This window comes from Methylorubrum rhodesianum (assembly GCF_014199985.1).
In the GTDB taxonomy this organism is placed as follows: Bacteria; Pseudomonadota; Alphaproteobacteria; order Rhizobiales; family Beijerinckiaceae; genus Methylobacterium; species Methylobacterium rhodesianum.
Genome location: NZ_JACHOS010000005.1, coordinates 55,097 through 72,666, shown reverse-complemented (window position 1 = coordinate 72,666; position 17,570 = coordinate 55,097). Strand labels below are relative to the sequence as shown.

Genomic DNA, 17,570 nt, shown 5'->3' with positions numbered 1-17,570 from the left:
GGCAAGCGAGAAAGTCGGGCGCGAGCAGGCGGCGACGGCTCAGTTGATCGAGCCGGTGATCTCGCCGGGGCAGGTCTCCTGCGCGCGCGGGCGCAGCACGCGCTTCAAGCGCAGCGGCTGCGCTCCGTCGGCGCCGTCCAGAGTGCCGACCAGCGCGTCAGGGCCGGCGGTGCCGCGGAAGCTGACGGGGCCGCCGCGCGTCTCGACCTGGAAGGCCAGGGCCTTGGTGGTGTCGTCGATCGTCACCGCCGCCTCGATCGGCGCGGGCAAGCCGGCGCCCTCGTAGACGAGGTTGTCGCCCCCGGGCCAGCGCTTGAGGGTGATGCGCCGGCCGGTCTGCGCGCCGTCCCCTGCCATGGTGCAGAGGTCGGCGTAGATGTAGGTGCCGGCGACCCAGCGCGGCTGTGCCGAGGCCGGAGCGCTGGCCGCGAGAAGAAGCGCGAGGCCACCGAGGAACCCGTTCAGAGCAAGGTGCCCGGCTGGTGTCATGACGCTTCTTTCCTCCTGGCGGTCCGCGCCGCTCCGGACATGAAAGAATCGCGCCAAGTCAGGTTCCGTCTCGACCCGACCGCGACGTGTGTCTGAGCACCTCTCTCCTATCCGCCATTCTGACTTTGCCACGCTTCGCGGCCTGCCCGGTCGAGAGTGGCGAAATCTTCGTCGCTGAGGCGTAGTTCGGCCCCGGCCACGTTCTGCGCGAGATGGTCCGGATCGCCGGTCCCGGGGATCGGCAGCATCACCGGCGAGCGCTTCAGGAGCCACGCGAGCGCCACCGCGCCGCCGCTCGCGTTGAGACGCGTGGCGATCGATTCCAGCGCCGAGCCCGGGCCGGTCAGCGACCCCTTGTCGAGGGGAGCCCAGGGGATGAAGCCGATGCCGTGCCCCTCGCAATGGGCCAGCACGTCCTCGCTGGTCCGATCGACCAGGTTGTAGCGGTTCTGCACGCTGGCGACGGGGAAGTATTTCCGGGCCGCCTCGATGTCCTCGACCCCGACCTCGGAGAGGCCGACATGGCGGATCAGCCCCTCCTCCCGCATGCGGGCGATCGCTTCGAACTGCACCTCGCGGGGGCAGTCCGGCCCGATCCGGTGGAGCTGCCACAGGTCGATGCGCTCGAGCCCGAGGCGCCGCAGGCTCATCAGCACGCATTGGCGCAGGTAGTCGGGATTGCCGACGGGCCGCCAGATGTCGGGCCCGTGCCGGGTCAGTCCGCCCTTCGTGGCGATGACGAGCCCCTTGTAGGGGTAGAGCGTCTCGCGGATCAGCTCCTCGCTGACGAAGGGGCCGTAGCTGTCGGCGGTGTCGATCAGGTCGATCCCCAGGCTGGGGACCGCGCGTAGGGTCGCCTTCGCCCGCTCGCGGTCCGGCGGATCGCCCCAGATGCCCGCCCCGGTGATGCGCATCGCACCGAATCCGAGCCGGTGAACGGTGAGATCCCCGCCGATCGCGAAGGTGCCCGATGCCTCGACGCCCGCCATGCCTGTCTTCCTCTCGCAGAGTGCCCGTCGAGGGGGAGAACCCGGAACGGCGATGCCGGGTCCGCCCGTCGGATCGAAGCCTGCGAACCGGCGGGCCGGGCGCGGGGCGGGCCCCTCAGGCGGCCCGGATCGCCGCGAGGAAATCCTCGACCTCGCGCCGCACATTCTCGGACTGGATCGAGAGTTCGGACGAGGCCATCATCACCTGCTGTGCCGCCGATCCGGTCTCGCTCGACAGCGCCTGGACCTGTGCCACGCTCATCGACACGTCCTGAGTGCCACGGGCCGCTTCCGCGGCATTGCGGGCGATCTCGTTGGTGGCGGCCGTCTGCTGGACGACGGTGGCGGCGATCGAGCCGGTGATGTCGTTGACCGAGACGATGGTGCGCCCGATCTGCTGGATCGCGCCGAGCGCCTGCGCGGAAGCCGATTGGATCGCGGCGACCTGATCGGAGATCGCCTCGGTCGTGCGCGCGGTCTGCGCGGCGAGTTCCTTGACCTCGGTGGCGACGACCGCGAAGCCGCGTCCCGCCTCGCCCGCCCGCGCCGCCTCGATGGTGGCGTTGAGGGCGAGCAGGTTCGTCTGGCTGGCAAGCCCTGAGATCATCGTCACCGCTTCCCCGATCTTCTCGGCCGCCCGGGTGAGATCGGTCATCGAGACGGTGGTCGCGCCCGCCTCGTGGCTGGCGTGGCTGGCCACGTCGTGGGACTGCTGGACACGCCGTTCGATCTCGGCGAGCGAGGCGACCATCTCCTCGGCCGCAGCGGCAACCGTCTGAACGTTCACGGTGGCCTCCTCGGCCGCTGCGCTCGAGGACACCGCACGCCCGTTGGTGGTCTCGGCGACCTGCGTCATCGAGTGGGCGGTGGAGTCCAGTTCGGTCGCGGCCGAGGTGACGATCGCGATCGATTCGGCGATCTTCTGCTCGAAACCGCGCACGAGTCCATCGACACGGTCGGCCCTGCGCTGGCGGGCCGAGGCCTGCGAGACCTGCTCCGCTTCGAGCGCGAGGCGCGCCACCGCGTTCTGGCGAAACACCTCCACGGCCTGGGCCATCCGGCCCATCTCGTCGGTCGCATCCTGGGACGGCACCGCGACGGCCATCTCGCCCGCGGCGAGGCGGCTCATGGCGGCGGTCATCCCCGCGATCGGGCGGATCAGGCTGCGCCCGATCAGGAAGGCCAGGGTGGCGCCCGCGGCCAGGATCAGTCCGAGCAGGACGAGCTGAACGGCCATGGTCCGTTGCATCAGGGCGTTGCTCTGCTCGACTCCTTCCGTCAGCGCCGTTTCGAGCTTGCCGCGGACAGCCAGACCCACGGCATCGATGCCGTCGACCTTCGGCTTCAGCGTCTCGTCGAAGAAGGCTTCGCTCTCGATGATGGCCTTGGAGGTGGCGATGAAGCTCGTGTTGAGGCGGTTCAGGGCCTCGCCGACGCGTCTCAGCGCCTTCTGGTCGGCAACGGTGAGGCTGAGGCCATTCAGCTTCGACAGGGCGGCCTCGGCATTGGCAAATGCGCCCGCGGAGAGGTTTCGCCCCTTCGGATCCTTCGTGGCGAGGAAGCGCCAGTTCATGATGCGGAAGAGGAGCAGGGAGCGCTCGACCTCCACGGCCTGGGCGATCACCGCATCCTGGCCGGCGGCCCGCAACTGGGTGATGAGGGCGCCGGAGGCATGGGTCAGTTCGTCCCCGTTCACGTAGACGCCGGCTCGATTCTCCCGGATCTGTGAGCCGAGCTCAACCAGCTTCGGCAGTGTCTGGCGAAGTTCCGTGGACCCGTCGCGCAGGCGCTCGTAGGCCGCGCGGCGCTCCGCGCTCGGCGTGGTCGCGATGAGCTTCTCGGCCCTCTGCCGGATCGCATCGAGCGAGGCGACCATGCCGGTGGTGTAATCCGGCTCCTGGGTCAGCCTGTACTGAGCCGCCTGGCCGATCAGTCGATCCGACAAGCCATTGATCGTGTAAAGGTTTCTCGTCGCCGACTCGAGCTGGGCCCTTGTCTGGAACATCTGGTCGAGGCTTTGGAGTTGTGTATAGGCGAATACTCCCGTTCCGCAGGATATCAATACGAGGAATGAAAAACCACCGTACAGACGTGTGCGAATGCTTGATTTCATTGTAATAAAACCGTCAATTCGAGCTTAATTACATTGTGCGCGCCCATGTCTTTCTACGAAATTAACATAGGATGGCGATCGCTTGAAAGTGACGCAATTGCCCGGGAATGATGCTGATTCTACGCTAAGATCACTGCGCAACCTCAAGGAATTTCAGGCTTCGATCCGGTTTTCTCAGTCTCGATCGTGACCCTCCGCTGCCCATGGCGCGAGCCGAACGACCGGTCATTCGGTCTCGGGGGGAGAACGAAAAAGCGCCCGCTCTGAGAGCGGGCGCGAAGTGAGGGGATGCGCAGAAAGGGCAGCGGAGCCGCTTGGGTTCCGCTCTGGACCGGAGGAGATCAGCCCTCCTTCTTGGTGAGGCCGACGGCGACGAAGCGGGTCTGACCCTTGGCACTCTTCACCCGCATCAGCACCGCCTTGCGGCCGTTCGACTCCGCCGCGCGGATCTGCGCCTGAACGTCCGAGGGCGTCGAGACGCTGGTCCCGGCCACATCCAGGATCACGTCGCCCTGCGCGATGCCCTTGGCCGCGGCCGGGCCGTCCGGATCGACGTCCATCACCGCCACGCCCTCGTCGCCGAGGCCGACGTCGTTCGCCGGGGCGAGGCTCAGGCCGAGGCGCGGCTGACCGCCCGACGAGCTGTCACCGCGGCTCGCCACCTTGCCGTCGGTCGGAAGCGTGCCGAGCTCGACCGTGGCCACGTCGCCCTTGCCGTTGCGCAGATAGGCGAGCTTCACCTCGGTGCCGGGCTTGAGGCCGGCGATGCGGCGCGACAGGTCGCGGGCATCGTTGACCGGCGCACCGTTGACCGACTCGATCACGTCACCCGACTTCAGCCCGGCCTTGGCGGCCGGCGTCCCGCTCTCGGCGTGATCGACCAGGGCGCCCTTCGCCTTGTCGAGGCCGAGACCCTCGGCGATGTCCTTGGTCACCGGCTGCACCTGCACGCCGAGATAGCCGCGCACCACCTTGCCGTCGGTGCGGAGCTGATCGACCACCGTCTGCACAGTCTCGGCGGGGATGGCGAAGGCGAGGCCGACCGAGCCGCCCGACGGCGAGGCGATCGCCGTGTTCACGCCCACGACCTCGCCGTTGACGTTGAAGGTCGGGCCGCCGGAATTGCCCTTGTTGATCGGCGCGTCGATCTGCAGGAAGTCGTCGTAGGGGCCGGCACCGATGTCGCGGCCGCGGGCCGAGACGATGCCGGCGGTCACGGTACCGCCGAGGCCGAACGGGTTGCCGATGGCCACGACCCAGTCGCCGACGCGCGGCGCACCCTTGCCGAACTGGACGTAGGGGTAGCTGCCGCTCTCGGTGATCTTGAGCAGGGCGATGTCGGTCTTGGGATCCTTACCGATCACCTTGGCGTCGAGGGTGCGGCTGTCGTCGAGGGTGACCTGGACGGTCTTGGCCTTGTCGACGACGTGGTTGTTGGTGACCACGTAGCCGTCCGCCGAGATGATGAAGCCCGAGCCGACCGCGCCGCGCTCGCCGCGCTGCGGCATGCCGCGCCCGCCCTGTCCGTTACCCTGTCCGAAGCGCTTGAAGAACTCGCGCAGCTGCGGCGGCACCTGCTGCATGTTCGGGCTGCCGGGGCCGTCGTCATCGTCGTCGAGGGCGCTGTCGAGCTTCACCTTCACGGCGACGACGCCGGGCTTCACCTTGTCGACGACGTTGGCGAAGGAGCCGGGCGGGTGCTCGGGCGCCTCGATCGGGGTCTTGGGCAGGGCCTGGGCATAGGCGGGCGTGGCGGGTTCGGTCAGGCCGAAGCCGGCGGCGCCGCCCGCGACGAGGGCGGCCGCGGCGACGGAGGCGAAGGCGCGGCGACGGACGGTCATGGTCATAAGGTTCTCCGACGAACAGAACGTGAGGTCTGCCGCCCGTGAGCATCGGGCAGCGATCCGTGCGGAGAGTCCTAGGGTCCTCAGCCTGACCGCCGGATGGCGTGAAGATTACGGTTTGGACAGGTGAGGCCCGGCCTTGAACGCCGTCGCGCGGGGCAGGCCCGTCCGCCAGCGCAGGTCGGCGAGGAGGCCGGCCGGATGGGTGTCGAGCACCGGCGTGATCGGCAACCCTGCGGCGTTCAGCAGACCGGCCGCCCAATGATTGCAGACGTTGCTGTACGAGAAGCGGCCCTCTCCCGCGTAGAACAGGCTCGGACCGTACAGTCCCGGCCCGAGCGCCGCGGGCTGACCGTCGGCGAGATGGAAATCGGCGTCGAGACGGGCGAGCAACCGCGAGAGCCCCCTTCGCGAGAGCGGCACCGGAACGATCTCGGCCTGCGGAAAGCTCTCGCGAACCGGGCGCGCCAGCCCGACCACCTGGATCACACCCTCGCTGCCGCCGGGCGTGAACAGGGCGGAGAGGGCGAGCCGCCAGTCGAAGGCGGCGAGCGTCGGTGTCGCCCGGTAGAAGCGCGCCTCGCCCCAGCCGAATTCCACGTCATCGTAGGCGCGAAAGCGCGTGGCGATATTGCGCAGCGCCGCACCGGCCCCCTCCCCCGCCAGGCTCTCGCGGCGCAGGACGAGTCCGGAATGCCAGCCGTGGCTGACGACGAACACGGTCTCCGTGTCCGCGTCCGACGGCGGGTAGAGGCTCGGATCGCCGGGCCGCGCCGTCGAGAGCGTGAGGGCGAGAAGTGCGGCGGCCAACCCGGCGAGCGCCAGGGCGAGCCGCCGCAGCCCCCTCATGCGTCGCTGAGGCGGGCCAGAGCTTCCTCGATCTTGGCGAGCCGGGCGGCTTCCGAATCGCGGCGCTCGCGCTGCTCGTCCACCACCTCCTCGGGGGCGCGGGCGAGGAAATCGGCATTGCCGAGCTTGCCCTCGATCTTGCCGATCTCGGTCCGCGCCTTCCCGGCCTCCTTCTTCAGCCGCGCGACCTCCGCGGCGAGATCGACGATGCCCTCAAGCGGGAGCGCCGCCACGCTGCCGCGCACGAGGAGCTGGACCGCGTTCTTCGGCGCGGCCTCGGCGAAACCGATCTCGGAGAGCCGGGCGAGTCGGACCAGGGTCTCGCTCCAGCGCTCCACCCGCGCCCGCACCGACGCGTCGGCGGCGACCAGCACCAGCGGCACCTGCGCACCGGCGGGCACGTTGGTCTCGGAGCGGGCCGAGCGGACCTCGGAGATCAGATCGACGAGCCAGCCGATCTCGGCCTCGGCCTGCGCGTCCGCGTAAGCCGAGAGATCGGGCCAGGATTCGAGCGTGAGCAGGCCGCGCGGGGTCGGCAGCGCCTCGCCCTTGATCGCCCATAGCTCCTCCGTGAGGAAGGGCATGAACGGGTGCAGCAGCTTGGCGATCTGGTCGAGGAGGAAGGCGACCGTGGCTTGCGTCTCGGCGCGCGCCGCCGGATCCACGCCCTCGCCCTGGAGCACGGGCTTGGCAAGCTCCAGATACCAGTCGCAGAACACGTTCCAGACGAAGCGGTAGGCCGCCGCCGCCGCGTCGTTGAAGCGGTAGATCGTGATGCCCTGCGCCACCTCGGCCACCGCCTTGGCGGCTTCGGTGAGCGCCCAGGCGTTGAGCGTCTCCTTGACGGATTCGGGCCTGAAATCGGCCTTGAGTTCGCAGCCGTTCATCTCGGCGAACCGCGCCGCGTTCCAGAGCTTGGTCGCGAAGTTGCGGTAGCCCTCGACCCGCTGGGGGCCGAGCTTGATGTCGCGGCCGGGCGCGGCGAGGGCGGCGAGCGTGAAGCGCAGGGCATCCGCACCGAAACGGTCGATCAGATCGACCGGATCGACGACGTTGCCCTTCGACTTCGACATCTTCGCACCCTTCTCGTCGCGGACGAGGGTGTGCAGGTAGACGGTCTCGAACGGCGCCTGATCGGTCAGGTGCAGGCCCATCATCATCATCCGGGCGACCCAGAAGAAGATGATGTCCTTGCCCGTCACCAGGGTGTTGGTGGGGTAGAAGCGGGCGAGTTCCGGCGTCTTGTCCGGCCAGCCGAGCGTCGAGAACGGCCAGAGCGCGGAGGAGAACCACGTGTCGAGTACGTCGGGATCGCGGGTCAGAGCAACCTCGCGACCGTGCTTGGCCGCCGCCTGCGCAATCGCCTCGGCCTCGCTCTCGGCGACGAAGATGCCGCCTTCCGTGTCGTACCAGACCGGGATCTGATGACCCCACCAGAGCTGGCGCGAGACGCACCACGGCTCAATGTTCTCCAGCCACTGGAAGAAGATCTTTTCGTAGTTGTCTGGGACGAATCGGGTCCTGCCGTCGCGCACAGCCTGGAGGGCACGCTCGGCGAGCGGCTTGACGTTCACGTACCACTGGTCGGTCAGGTACGGTTCGATCACCACGCCCGAGCGGTCGCCGTGCGGCACCGCGTGGGTGTTGGGCTCGACCGCGCGCAGAAGGCCGCGCTCCTCCATCAGGGCGACGACCGCTTTCCGCGCGGCGAACCGGTCGAGTCCGTCGAGCGCCAGCGCGTCGGCCTCCGGCTGCGCCTCGGCGAGGAAGTCGGCATTGCCGGCGATCTGGATCCGTGCCTCGGCATCGAGCACGTTGATCGGGCGGCAGCCGTTGCGGCGCCCGACCTCGAAGTCGTTGAAATCGTGGGCCGGGGTGATCTTGACCGCACCCGTCCCCTTCTCCGGATCGGAATAGGCGTCGGCGACGATCGGGATGAGGCGGTTGACCAGCGGCAGCCGCACGCGCTTGCCGACGAGTTCGCGGTAGCGCTCGTCGTCCGGATGGACGGCGACCGCCGTGTCGCCGAGCATCGTCTCGGGGCGCGTGGTAGCCACGGTGATGACCGCCCCTGTCTCGGCGCCGGCCTCGTCCACGACGGGGTAGTCGAAGTGCCAGAGATGGCCCTTCACCTCGATCTGCTGCACCTCAAGGTCGGAGATCGCGGTCTGGAACTTCGGATCCCAGTTCACGAGGCGCTTGTCGCGGTAGATCAGCCCCTGCGCGTGCAGGTCGACGAAGGTCTTGAGCACCGCCCGGCTCAGGCCCTCGTCCATGGTGAAGCGCTCCCGCGACCAGTCGCAGGAGGCGCCGAGCCGTTTGAGCTGGCCGATGATCGTGCCGCCGGATTCCTCCTTCCAGGCCCAGACCCGGCGCAGGAACTCTTCGCGGCCGAGCTCCCGCCGGCCGGGCTGCTGCGTTTCCATCAGCCGGCGCTCGACCACCATCTGCGTGGCGATGCCGGCATGATCCGTGCCGGGCTGCCACAGCACGTCCTTCCCCCGCATCCGCTCGAAGCGGACGAGGATGTCCTGGATCGTGTTGTTCAGCGCGTGGCCCATATGCAGCGAGCCCGTCACGTTCGGCGGCGGGATCACGATGCTGAAGGGCTCGGCGCCGGCCCGCTCGGGACGGCCGGCGCGGAAGGCCAGGCCCTCTTCCCAGGCCGCTGAGACGCGCGCCTCGACGGCGGCGGGGTCGAAGGTCTTGTCCATCATGGGCGAAGGCGGGCTTTTCGAAGCGGCGATCTGAAGAAATCTCGCCGCCGCTATCGGCCCGCCGCGGTGCCGCCGTCAACCGTCGGCCGGCTCATACCGACGGTTCGACCGCTCCACCCGCGATCGCGTCCGGGTCAGCGCCCGCGGGCGACCCGCTCGATCTCGGCCCGGACCAGCCGCTCGACCATGTGCGGAAGGTTTTCGTCGAGCCAGCCCTTCAGCATCGGCCGCAGCATCTCCTGGACGAGATCCTCCAGCGTGCGGGCGTTCTGGGACAGCACGGTGTGGGCGAGGAGCTGGAAATTCTGGCCGACGCTCTCGACGGTGCTCGACGAGACCAGCCTCTCGGTCGCCTGCTCCTCGACCGCCGCGCGGATCCGCTCGCTCGCTTTCGGAGCGGGTTCGGGCTCGAAGTCGAAAGGATCGGGCCGCGCCGGCGGCGGATCGAAGGCGGGCTCCGGCTCCGCCTCGAATTCCGGCATGCGGAAGTCGATCTCGGGGATGTCGAAGGCGACGGGCTCGGGCTTGCGCAGCGGCTCGGCGACCTCGGCGAGGTCGAGCACGTCGTCGTCCTGCGGCGGAGCGGCCGGCGGAGGCGGCGCCTCGGCCTCGGCGGGCTTCGGCGCCTGGTCGTCGGCGATGATGCGGCGGATCGAGGCGAGGATCTCCTCCATGGAGGGTTCCTGCGTCTTGTCCTGAACCTTAGGGCTCGCTGCGCTCATCGGGACGATACTCGGTGACGATTGACAAGACGATGATTAGGTTAACGAACTATTTCATCGCCTCGCCCGGCATCAACCATGGTCCGTCGCCGGCCAACAGGAAAAGGCCATCCGGGCGCGCGTCAGCGGCCGTCGGGCGTCCGCACGCCGAACCAGAGATCGCGGACCTGATCGAGGTGCTCGCGGGCGCTGTAGGGCGTGACCGGCAGGCTGGTGAAGCGGACCGTGAGCCGGCCGACCGCCTGGACGACGTCGTAGGAGTTGACCACCCGGTCGCGCTGCGCGCGGATCAGGGCGACGCGGGCCGAAAGCAGTTCCTGCTGCGCGTTGAGCACGTCGAGGGTGGTGCGCTGGCCGACGCGGGCCTCCTCGCGCACGCCGTTCAGCGCCACCTCGTTGGCCTGAACCTGGGCCTGCGAGGCGATCACCTGCGCCTTCGAGGCTTCGAGGTTGCCCCAGGTGCGTACGATCGAGGCGCGAATCGTGTCGCGATCCTGATCGGCGACGAGCCGGGCGCGCCCGACATTCTCCTTGGCCTGCCGGATCGCCGCGTACTCGCCGCCGCCCTGGTAGAGCGGGATGTTGACCCGACCGACGATCGAGGCGGTGACGCCGTTGTCGCCGGGGAATTGCTGGTCGTAGCGCTGTTGCACGGCGCCGGTGACCTGCGCCTGCGGATAGAGCGCCCCCTCGGCCACCTTCACCTGCAGCTCCGCCACGTCCACGGCGTGCAGCGAGGCGAGGATCTGCGGGTGCTCCTTCAGGCCGATCAGGATCGCCTGATCGAGCGAGGCCGGCACGTAGCGGTCGAGCGGACGGCCGGGAGCGAGCTGGCGCGGCTCGACGCCGATGATCTGCCGGAAGATGCCGATCGAGGCGCGCAGGGCTGCCTCCGCCGCGCTGACCTGCGAGCGGGCGCCGGCGAGACGTGCCTCGGCCTGCGCGACGTCGGTGCGGGTCACCTCGCCGACGTTGAAGCGGTCGCGGGTCTGGCGGAGCTGCTCTTCGAGCACCTCGACGTTGTTGCGCTGAAGTTCGAGCGTCGCCGTATCGCTCAGGACGTTCATGTAGGACTGGGCCGCGTTGAACAGCGTGTTCATCTCGGTCTGGCGCAGGCCCTCGCGCGTCCCGAGCACGGTCGATTCGGCCGCCCGGACCCGATTGTCCGTCTGAAAGCCGTCGAACAGGTTCTGGTTGACCGTCAGGCCGGCGCCGCCCGGCACGGTGAGCCCGCGACGGCCGTTGATCTGCGCCCCCGAAATCGAACCCTGGAACTGCTGGACGCCGATATCCGCGGAGATCGCCGCGTTCGGCCGGTAGCCCGCCTGGAACCGATTTACGTCCTCGTCGGTCGCACGCAGGTTCGCGCGCGCCGCGTTCAGCGCCGGGTTCGCCTGGTAGGCGCGGGACAGCGCACTCTCAAGGGTCTCGGCGGCCGCCGGACAGGCAACGACCAGCACCGATGCGACGGCACCAGCCAGCCGGAGCGCGGACCGCGCCGCAGGGTTCCGTTCTTTCACGTCGATCAGCCCTTGCGGTTTCTCGATTTGCCGTCCCGCCGCACCGCCGTGTCCGTCCCGGTTCGTCGTCGTCGCAATTGCCCTCAGGGCACCTGCTGAACGACCCGCTCCGTGAGGGTCCCGACCGGGGTGCCGCATGCACGCCCGTGCGATGGAAATGGCCAGCCCGCCTCGTGCGTCAGAGTAGCCGAGCTTGAGCGGTGAGCGACAGAGCTTCCCGCACCGCGGCGGTGGATTGGCGACGGGTGCCTCAAAAAAGCGACACTCCCACCGGCTTAATCCCTCATCGTCTGGGGATTGCGCAGGGACGCGCAGCGGCGCCCGCCCGTGGCGATGTGAGGGAGGGCTCGAAGGGCGGCTGCGATGCCTCGATCATGCCGCGGCGATGCCCCGATGGAGCGCCGCCCGCATGTCGGCGGCGGGTTTCGAAGCCGGCATCCGAGCGCCGTACGGACGTCCCCGTCGTCGATCGTTCGGGCAACAGCGGAAGATATGGCGGCGATTCGGGCAGGAGCGGCCTAAAACGCGAAGCCGGGCTCGGTCGCGAAGCTCTTGAGGGCCGGGAGCGAGGCGTCGAACAGGGCGCGCGACCCGAAGGCATCGCCCGCCCGCACGAACAAGGTCGCCTTGGCGTTGCGATGCGGACCGAGCACGCAGACGAGGCGGCCGTCATCGGCCAGCTGATCGAGCAGGGACTGCGGCCGGATCTCGACGCGGCCCTCGACCAGGATAGCATCGAAGGGCGCTCCCTTGACCGGGCCAGTCAGGGCGCCCTGGACGAGGTCGGCGGTCTCCCCCAGACGCTCGCGCGCGGCGCCGACGAGATCCGGTGAGGATTCGAGGGCAACGACCTCGGCGCCGAGGCGGTGAAGGATGGCCGCACCGTAGCCGTAGCCGGTACCGACATCGAGGACGCGGGTGCCGGGGCGGATCTTGAGAGCCTGGATCATGCGGGCCAGCACCATCGGGGCCGGCATCGTGCGAACCCCGTCATCGCCCGCATCGAAGGTCAGGGTCTGGTCGATATAGGCGAAATCCTCGCGGCCCGGCGGAACGAAACGCTCGCGGGGCACGGAGTCGAAGGCGTCGAGCACTGCGACGTCGTTCACGTCGAAGGTCCGGAGCTGACAATCGACCATGAGGCGCCGCGCCTGAGCATAATCGAGCATGAGCCGTCCATTTCCTGCCGCATCGGACGCTTGCCTGCTCGCCCGTCGAGCGGCCCCGGTTCGAGCGGGTCGGGTTGTCGTGGATCGCTCACGGAATTGCAAGGCTCGCGCGAGCGCTCTGCACCGCGAGGGACGCGCCGATTGTCGGGTGTTGAGGAATTTTTGGAGGCCTCGCCCGGAATCGAACCGGGGTGCAAGGATTTGCAGTCCTCTGCGTAACCACTCCGCCACGAGGCCTCGTCGCGTCGATGCGCGACGCTCCGGGCTGAGCGGCCGCTCCGGAGCGAGGCGTCTCTAGCAGAGGCTTGACCCGCTCGGCAACGGTCTTGTCGCGAGATCGACATGAAGGCCGCCGTTCGATGCCGGCGCGGTGGAAAAAACGCCGCGCCGGCTCACCAAGATACAAAAACCGCCGAAAGCACCCTTGCGCCCGCCACCGACGAAGGCTAATGACCCGCCAGCGCCGCCGAGGCGGCCGGGTGATCCCCGATAGCTCAGTTGGTAGAGCAAGCGACTGTTAATCGCTTTGTCGCAGGTTCGAGTCCTGCTCGGGGAGCCAACAATCTCAGCCACTTAGGTGTTGATCCGTTACCGCAAAGCGGCCGGTTAGACAGGGTGGTTAGACAGCGCTCCTAGCGATTTTCAGGCCCCTACCCTCCGCAAAGGAGGGCTCAGGCATTGGCCGGTTCGACCGCTTTTACACCCCCAACAAAGCCGCTCGGCGGGAAGGCATACGGCTCCATCGGGCATCTGCCGAACTCGCGCCTTGGACCGGGCGACGAGGTGCTGAGGGAGCTTCTTTCGTACGACCCCCAAACCGGCCTTTTCGCATGGCGAAAATCCGGGACTGGTCGGAGAATCGGCGTGCCAGCGGGACGCCTAGATGCGGGCGGCTATCGGAAGATCGGCATCAATAGGCGCGTATATGCCGCGCATCACCTTGCTTGGCTGTGGATGACTGGCGAGTGGCCAAAGCAAGAGATAGATCACGCAGACAGAAATCCAGACAATAACGCTTGGGGAAATCTGCGCTTAGCTACGCGTCAGCAAAACGTCGCCAACACGGCCTGCCGAAAAGATAGCAAAAGCGGGATTAAAGGCGTTTCTCAGCGCCCGAATGGTCGATGGCGCGCTGTCATCCGCGTGGATGGCCGCCCGATAAGCCTAGGCAGCTTCGCCAGACCAGAGCAGGCCAGTGCCGCCTATGCGGAGGCGGCAGAAAAATACTTCGGCGCTTTCAGGAGGCTAGCATGACTGGCGCATCCTTCACCCCTCCGGCGAAACCGCTTGGTGGCAAGTCATATGGGTCGATAGGACACTTGCCGTCCTCCCGGCTAGGCCCAGGGGACTGGGCGATCCACGAGGGGCAGGCGAAGATCCTGACCGATCGCCCGCGCAAGGGCGACCGCATCATCGTCACGGAGAAGTTGGACGGCGCCTGCATGGCTGTCGCCAACATCGACGGCGAGATCGTGCCGCTCACCCGCGCCGGATATCGCGCGCGCCACGGTCGCTACGAGCACCTTCAGCTTTTCGAGGTGTTCGTGATGCAGCGGTACGCACAGTTCGAATCCATGCTGAAGCCGGGCGAGCGGCTGGCCGGTGAATCGCTCGCCCTGGCGCATGGCACCGCCTACGACACGGATCACGAAGGCTTTGCGCCGTTCGTGCCGTTCGATCTGTTTCGCGGTAAGGATCGCGTGCTGCGCGACGAGTTCATGAGCCGCTGCGATGTGGCCGGGATGCGGACGGCTGCTTGCGTGGCGGATGGCCCCTCACCGGTTCACGTTGAAGTGGCCCTGAAGCGGCTCGGCGCCTTCGGGCAGCATGGCTCGACTGAGCTGGTCGAAGGCATCGTTTACCGCTGTGAGCGCGAGGGCCGCGTTGATTTCCTCGCCAAGTGGGTCAGGCCCGACAAGGAAGACGGAAAGTACCTCGCCAACCTGCGGGGCTGTGCCGAGCGCTGGCACTGGCGACCGTCCGATCCCGTCTCCTCCCCTCCCGGATCCGAAGGAGCCTGAGCGATGACGATTGGCAACCTGAGAGCGTCGCTGATCTTCGGCTACTGCGGCCACGGGCGTCGGTACGGCATCATCCCGTTCGGCAACGGCTACACGCTACGAGCGGGGAGAGTGGCGCTTCACGTCTGGCGACTCGGCCCAAATGAGAGGGGCCGGTGATGACAGCGCCCAGGCTTACCCTAGACGAGCAGATCGACGGCGAGATCGAGACAATCATGTACACCTGTGCGCCGCAGGCCGTGAAGGCGGAAGCGCGCAAGCGGCGCGACGCCCTTCTCCGAATGCGGGATGTCGCGAGGACGCAACAGATCAAGCCGCCCCGAGCCGGCGACCCGTACTGCAAGCGCTGCGGCGGCTTCGGCTACCTGATTTTCTCGGTCGATGACTGCACGTGGGATCAGTGTGCCTGCACTCCTTTGACGGAGGAAGATGAATGAGCGCTCTGCTTGAGTTCGCAGAGAAGGAGCTACGTGCCGCGCCCGGTCGCATGGATTGGGATCGGATGATGCTCCACCGAGACATCGTTGCGTTGGTCGCGCTGTTCGACGCGCAGCGGCATTCGGGGGCGTCGGCGCGCTATGCGGTCGATGCTTTGGTGCGGCTACTGCGCTGGCAGAAGCTCGACGCTGCCGAGAACGATCCGGCCCCGACCGACGCCGAGCGTCAGCGCGATCTCTACGCCGCCACCTTGCGCAACGCTCTCGTCGCCATGGGGGCGAAGAAGACGTGCCCGAATATGCGGGCTGCGATCCGGCGAGTTCTCGAAAACCCCGCCACCTAGACCCGCCACAGACAGAGGGGAGAGAGGGATGATCCACCGCCTTCATCACATGATCGGCTCGCCTCAAGTGGGCCAGAGCCATCCGACGATGGGCTACGTGCGCGCCGTGCCGTGCCCGTTCTATGGGGGCTTGCTGGACCGGCTGCGCGATGCTGTGGCGGTCGTCCGCGGGGAAGCCTTCGCCGTGAAGTGGCCCGAGGGCGGCGAGCTTGAAAAGGCGCTCGGGTCTAACCCCCGCCCTGCTGAACGGAGCGCATGATGAGCGAGGCATTCTTTTCGAAAAGATTTGAGGAGAACTGAGCATGGACCAGTACGGAATCTTTGATCTGCCGCCTGATGACCCCGATCGGACCCGGCTCGGAACTGTGCAAAAGTTCGCGGGCAATAAGCCGGCCGAGCGTTGGTTCGCATCTTCGGCCCACGATCAACGCCAGGGCTTCCGAACGCTCAAGGCGGCAAGTGCTTGGCTCAAGAGGCTGCACGACGAAAAGCAGTCTACCCCATGACGACGGAGGGCATGATGAGCGAGAAGACCGATACCCTTGGCGACGCCCTGCCCCGTGAGATGGCGCGAGTGCGGGAACTCATCCCGCTCTACGACGCCGTGCCGATGGGCTACCTCGCGGCCGGCATGATGCGCCAGTCCCTTGATGTTGCGGCTCGGGCGCTGGCTGAGGGCGATGTCGTGGCGATGATCCGGTGCCACGAAGACCTGAAGGGCTACGAGGTCTAGCCTTCGCCGGCAGATCGAACGGCTGGAGAGCCTGGAGTTTTGAGGAGGTGGGGATGATCGATTTTGAGGCGAAGCTCGCGGCAGCGATGACCGAATACGGCAAGTGGGGAACCGGGTTCGACAGCCGGCGGCCTGAAGGCGCTTGCGCATGGGTCGGGCGAGAGGATCACCCCGGCCAGTGGACGGAAGTACAGGCGTATCCCGGCTCGTTCACGGCCGATAACGCTCTACACGAGCACGCGATGCGAGCGGCGTTGAAGGCCGCGCTTGCGGTTGAGGGCTGACCCCGCCCCACCGCTTCCGAGACAGAAGGATAGGAGAGGACAATGCCAAAGCTCACCGAACGACAGGTCGCCCTTTTGCGCGAAGCCGAGAAGCATGTGATTTCAGAGACAGGGAATGACTACTATCGGGTCGGTGGGTACGGCATGGCTCCGATCCGCTACGACTATCGCTCATTCCGCAAGCTGCGAGACATGGGCCTCGTGGCGCACAAAGACGGCGGCTGGCGGGCCACTGATGCCGGCCGAGCGGCCCTCGGCGAGCCCACCGCCCCGCGCTAACCTCCCCGCATGAAGCCCACCATCCCCGACCACACCGTCGAGCCCTCAGATGGCCACTTCGTCGTGAAGGTCGGGACACACACCGCCGGCACCATCTCCGAGGACAAGGAGCATCCTGGCCTGTGGTTCGTGATTGACGAGCAAGGGGCGTTTATGGGCCGGCAGATGTCGAAAGAGCGAGCCGCGGAGTTCCTGGCGGCTTGGTTCGTGGCGGATGAGGATAGCTAGCATAGAGTCGGAACGGCGTTTTTGGCATGAATTTCGGCCAAAACACTATCGATCGCAATGGCTTGCGCGAGTGAGTCGGGAGCGTTCTAGCGCCAAGCTTTCGGGCACGAAAAAGCCCGCTGCGGCGGGTGCCGAGCGGGCTGAGATGCGCTTAGGGCGCATCCTTTTCTACTACTGCTAGCCATTCCTCACGCTGGTCAGGCGTCATCACCTCCCATGCAACGATGGCCGCCACGACGTGGCGAGGTATCCCGCTCTCCCAATGCTGGTGCCCTCGCGCCGGCCGAGCTTGAGCGTGTTGCCGAACGTGATGTCGCCGTTGGCACGGATCTCACCGGGCGGCAGGGCACGGGTCTGCGCGAGCGCGGGCGCGCCCAGAGCCACCAGGGCGAGGAGAGGGGCGAGGAAGCGCTTCATTACAGGCGAATCCACAGGTTGGCGGCGCCGCGGCGGAAGCGGACGGCCTGATAGGGGCTAGTGAGGACGATCGAGCCGTCTCCAGCGATCGTGTCACCAGTGCCCGAGCCGGGAATTATCGTGATAGTGAGCGATTCAGAGCAGGCCCCACTCTCGTCGGCGATCACAAGATCCTGGCCGAGCGGAAATGTGTCTACGTCAGGAAGGGAAACCGTGCGGGCAGCGGTCAGCGATACCATGCCAACCTGCACATCTGTGGAAAGGCACTGATAGTCAGCGTCGGATACGGTGGTATGCCCGCGCTGCGCTGCCGCGGCGAGGGCGGCGCCGACGGTCCTAACACCGCCGTGCCCGTCCGGCACAGGCGCTGCGGCAAGCGCCGAGCCCACCCGTGCGTCGCCAGGGCGCATAGCGG

General features: G+C 67.5%; 22 protein-coding genes and 2 tRNA genes. 12 read left to right on the top strand and 12 right to left on the bottom strand.

The window, feature by feature from the left end:
- Nucleotides 1–39 precede the first annotated feature (39 nt).
- The 10 genes from HNR01_RS08840 to HNR01_RS08795 all read right to left on the bottom strand — a co-directional run bounded on the left by HNR01_RS08840 (nt 40) and on the right by HNR01_RS08795 (nt 12,649).
- A complete protein-coding gene (locus HNR01_RS08840; RefSeq protein ID WP_017483414.1) occupies nt 40–489 on the bottom strand; it encodes a hypothetical protein in 450 nt (149 codons plus the stop codon).
- A gap of 107 nt (nt 490–596) precedes the next feature.
- Nucleotides 597–1,478 (bottom strand): aldo/keto reductase, encoded by an 882-nt coding sequence (locus HNR01_RS08835; RefSeq protein WP_183667447.1) that lies wholly within the window; start codon nt 1,476–1,478, stop codon nt 597–599.
- Nucleotides 1,479–1,593: 115 nt separating this feature from the next.
- Nucleotides 1,594–3,591 carry a HAMP domain-containing methyl-accepting chemotaxis protein gene (locus HNR01_RS08830; RefSeq protein ID WP_183667446.1) on the bottom strand — a complete coding sequence of 666 codons (1,998 nt, stop codon included), beginning with the start codon at nt 3,589–3,591 and terminating at the stop codon, nt 1,594–1,596.
- Nucleotides 3,592–3,932: 341 nt separating this feature from the next.
- Entirely contained in the window at nt 3,933–5,438 is a 1,506-nt protein-coding gene (locus HNR01_RS08825) for a Do family serine endopeptidase (RefSeq protein ID WP_183667445.1), read from the bottom strand.
- Nucleotides 5,439–5,546: 108 nt separating this feature from the next.
- Nucleotides 5,547–6,284, bottom strand: a complete 738-nt coding sequence (locus HNR01_RS08820; RefSeq protein ID WP_183667444.1) for a DUF2459 domain-containing protein — start codon at nt 6,282–6,284, stop codon at nt 5,547–5,549.
- Nucleotides 6,281–9,001 carry a valine--tRNA ligase gene (locus HNR01_RS08815; RefSeq protein ID WP_183667443.1) on the bottom strand — a complete coding sequence of 907 codons (2,721 nt, stop codon included), beginning with the start codon at nt 8,999–9,001 and terminating at the stop codon, nt 6,281–6,283. The genes HNR01_RS08820 and HNR01_RS08815 overlap by 4 nt, the downstream gene beginning before the upstream one ends.
- A gap of 134 nt (nt 9,002–9,135) precedes the next feature.
- Nucleotides 9,136–9,723, bottom strand: a complete 588-nt coding sequence (locus tag HNR01_RS08810; protein WP_183667442.1) for a PopZ family protein — start codon at nt 9,721–9,723, stop codon at nt 9,136–9,138.
- Nucleotides 9,724–9,845: 122 nt separating this feature from the next.
- The gene (locus tag HNR01_RS08805) at nt 9,846–11,381 is read right to left on the bottom strand and encodes a TolC family outer membrane protein (RefSeq protein WP_375373220.1); all 1,536 of its coding nucleotides are present in this window, start codon (nt 11,379–11,381) and stop codon (nt 9,846–9,848) included.
- A 380-nt stretch (nt 11,382–11,761) separates the two neighbouring features.
- Nucleotides 11,762–12,412 (bottom strand): protein-L-isoaspartate O-methyltransferase family protein, encoded by a 651-nt coding sequence (locus tag HNR01_RS08800; RefSeq protein ID WP_183667441.1) that lies wholly within the window; start codon nt 12,410–12,412, stop codon nt 11,762–11,764.
- Between the two features lie 163 nt (nt 12,413–12,575).
- A tRNA-Cys gene (locus tag HNR01_RS08795) sits at nt 12,576–12,649 on the bottom strand.
- A 246-nt stretch (nt 12,650–12,895) separates the two neighbouring features.
- Here HNR01_RS08795 and HNR01_RS08790 point away from each other — a divergent pair.
- The 12 genes from HNR01_RS08790 to HNR01_RS08735 all read left to right on the top strand — a co-directional run bounded on the left by HNR01_RS08790 (nt 12,896) and on the right by HNR01_RS08735 (nt 16,738).
- Nucleotides 12,896–12,971, top strand: a tRNA-Asn gene (locus tag HNR01_RS08790).
- A gap of 119 nt (nt 12,972–13,090) precedes the next feature.
- Nucleotides 13,091–13,666, top strand: coding sequence for an HNH endonuclease (locus tag HNR01_RS08785; protein ID WP_183667440.1), 576 nt, complete (start codon nt 13,091–13,093; stop codon nt 13,664–13,666).
- Entirely contained in the window at nt 13,663–14,433 is a 771-nt protein-coding gene (locus HNR01_RS08780) for an RNA ligase family protein (protein ID WP_183667439.1), read from the top strand. The genes HNR01_RS08785 and HNR01_RS08780 overlap by 4 nt, the downstream gene beginning before the upstream one ends.
- A gap of 3 nt (nt 14,434–14,436) precedes the next feature.
- Nucleotides 14,437–14,592, top strand: a complete 156-nt coding sequence (locus HNR01_RS08775; protein WP_183667438.1) for a hypothetical protein — start codon at nt 14,437–14,439, stop codon at nt 14,590–14,592.
- Nucleotides 14,592–14,870 carry a hypothetical protein gene (locus HNR01_RS08770; RefSeq protein WP_183667437.1) on the top strand — a complete coding sequence of 93 codons (279 nt, stop codon included), beginning with the start codon at nt 14,592–14,594 and terminating at the stop codon, nt 14,868–14,870. Before HNR01_RS08775 ends, HNR01_RS08770 begins: the two co-directional genes overlap by 1 nt.
- Entirely contained in the window at nt 14,867–15,214 is a 348-nt protein-coding gene (locus HNR01_RS08765; protein WP_183667436.1) for a hypothetical protein, read from the top strand. The genes HNR01_RS08770 and HNR01_RS08765 overlap by 4 nt, the downstream gene beginning before the upstream one ends.
- A gap of 28 nt (nt 15,215–15,242) precedes the next feature.
- Complete coding sequence (locus HNR01_RS08760; protein WP_183667435.1) at nt 15,243–15,473, top strand: hypothetical protein; 231 nt, start codon at nt 15,243–15,245, stop codon at nt 15,471–15,473.
- A 43-nt stretch (nt 15,474–15,516) separates the two neighbouring features.
- Complete coding sequence (locus HNR01_RS08755) at nt 15,517–15,720, top strand: hypothetical protein (protein WP_183667434.1); 204 nt, start codon at nt 15,517–15,519, stop codon at nt 15,718–15,720.
- Nucleotides 15,717–15,947, top strand: coding sequence for a hypothetical protein (locus HNR01_RS08750; RefSeq protein WP_183667433.1), 231 nt, complete (start codon nt 15,717–15,719; stop codon nt 15,945–15,947). The genes HNR01_RS08755 and HNR01_RS08750 overlap by 4 nt, the downstream gene beginning before the upstream one ends.
- A 53-nt stretch (nt 15,948–16,000) precedes the next feature.
- Entirely contained in the window at nt 16,001–16,231 is a 231-nt protein-coding gene (locus HNR01_RS08745; protein WP_183667432.1) for a hypothetical protein, read from the top strand.
- A 42-nt stretch (nt 16,232–16,273) separates the two neighbouring features.
- Nucleotides 16,274–16,510, top strand: a complete 237-nt coding sequence (locus HNR01_RS08740; protein WP_183667431.1) for a hypothetical protein — start codon at nt 16,274–16,276, stop codon at nt 16,508–16,510.
- Nucleotides 16,511–16,519: 9 nt separating this feature from the next.
- A complete protein-coding gene (locus HNR01_RS08735) occupies nt 16,520–16,738 on the top strand; it encodes a hypothetical protein (RefSeq protein WP_183667430.1) in 219 nt (72 codons plus the stop codon).
- 207 nt (nt 16,739–16,945) lie between these two features.
- On the opposite strand, the gene HNR01_RS08730 is transcribed toward HNR01_RS08735, so the two are convergent.
- A complete protein-coding gene (locus HNR01_RS08730) occupies nt 16,946–17,155 on the bottom strand; it encodes a hypothetical protein (RefSeq protein ID WP_183667429.1) in 210 nt (69 codons plus the stop codon).
- Complete coding sequence (locus tag HNR01_RS08725) at nt 17,155–17,394, bottom strand: hypothetical protein (RefSeq protein WP_183667428.1); 240 nt, start codon at nt 17,392–17,394, stop codon at nt 17,155–17,157. Before HNR01_RS08725 ends, HNR01_RS08730 begins: the two co-directional genes overlap by 1 nt.
- Nucleotides 17,395–17,570 lie beyond the last annotated feature (176 nt).

Bases quoted from the DNA above. Each gene is read 5' to 3' on its own strand.
- HNR01_RS08840 (WP_017483414.1), bottom strand. From the start codon at position 489: ATGACACCAGCCGGGCACCTTGCTCTGAACGGGTTCCTCGGTGGCCTC.
- HNR01_RS08835 (WP_183667447.1), bottom strand. From the start codon at position 1,478: ATGGCGGGCGTCGAGGCATCGGGCACCTTCGCGATCGGCGGGGATCTC.
- HNR01_RS08830 (WP_183667446.1), bottom strand. From the start codon at position 3,591: ATGAAATCAAGCATTCGCACACGTCTGTACGGTGGTTTTTCATTCCTC.
- HNR01_RS08825 (WP_183667445.1), bottom strand. From the start codon at position 5,438: ATGACCATGACCGTCCGTCGCCGCGCCTTCGCCTCCGTCGCCGCGGCC.
- HNR01_RS08820 (WP_183667444.1), bottom strand. From the start codon at position 6,284: ATGAGGGGGCTGCGGCGGCTCGCCCTGGCGCTCGCCGGGTTGGCCGCC.
- HNR01_RS08815 (WP_183667443.1), bottom strand. From the start codon at position 9,001: ATGATGGACAAGACCTTCGACCCCGCCGCCGTCGAGGCGCGCGTCTCA.
- HNR01_RS08810 (WP_183667442.1), bottom strand. From the start codon at position 9,723: ATGAGCGCAGCGAGCCCTAAGGTTCAGGACAAGACGCAGGAACCCTCC.
- HNR01_RS08805 (WP_375373220.1), bottom strand. From the start codon at position 11,381: ATGCGGCACCCCGGTCGGGACCCTCACGGAGCGGGTCGTTCAGCAGGT.
- HNR01_RS08800 (WP_183667441.1), bottom strand. From the start codon at position 12,412: ATGCTCGATTATGCTCAGGCGCGGCGCCTCATGGTCGATTGTCAGCTC.
- HNR01_RS08780 (WP_183667439.1), top strand. From the start codon at position 13,663: ATGACTGGCGCATCCTTCACCCCTCCGGCGAAACCGCTTGGTGGCAAG.
- HNR01_RS08775 (WP_183667438.1), top strand. From the start codon at position 14,437: ATGACGATTGGCAACCTGAGAGCGTCGCTGATCTTCGGCTACTGCGGC.
- HNR01_RS08770 (WP_183667437.1), top strand. From the start codon at position 14,592: ATGACAGCGCCCAGGCTTACCCTAGACGAGCAGATCGACGGCGAGATC.
- HNR01_RS08765 (WP_183667436.1), top strand. From the start codon at position 14,867: ATGAGCGCTCTGCTTGAGTTCGCAGAGAAGGAGCTACGTGCCGCGCCC.
- HNR01_RS08760 (WP_183667435.1), top strand. From the start codon at position 15,243: ATGATCCACCGCCTTCATCACATGATCGGCTCGCCTCAAGTGGGCCAG.
- HNR01_RS08755 (WP_183667434.1), top strand. From the start codon at position 15,517: ATGGACCAGTACGGAATCTTTGATCTGCCGCCTGATGACCCCGATCGG.
- HNR01_RS08750 (WP_183667433.1), top strand. From the start codon at position 15,717: ATGACGACGGAGGGCATGATGAGCGAGAAGACCGATACCCTTGGCGAC.
- HNR01_RS08745 (WP_183667432.1), top strand. From the start codon at position 16,001: ATGATCGATTTTGAGGCGAAGCTCGCGGCAGCGATGACCGAATACGGC.
- HNR01_RS08740 (WP_183667431.1), top strand. From the start codon at position 16,274: ATGCCAAAGCTCACCGAACGACAGGTCGCCCTTTTGCGCGAAGCCGAG.
- HNR01_RS08735 (WP_183667430.1), top strand. From the start codon at position 16,520: ATGAAGCCCACCATCCCCGACCACACCGTCGAGCCCTCAGATGGCCAC.
- HNR01_RS08730 (WP_183667429.1), bottom strand. From the start codon at position 17,155: ATGAAGCGCTTCCTCGCCCCTCTCCTCGCCCTGGTGGCTCTGGGCGCG.
- HNR01_RS08725 (WP_183667428.1), bottom strand. From the start codon at position 17,394: ATGGTATCGCTGACCGCTGCCCGCACGGTTTCCCTTCCTGACGTAGAC.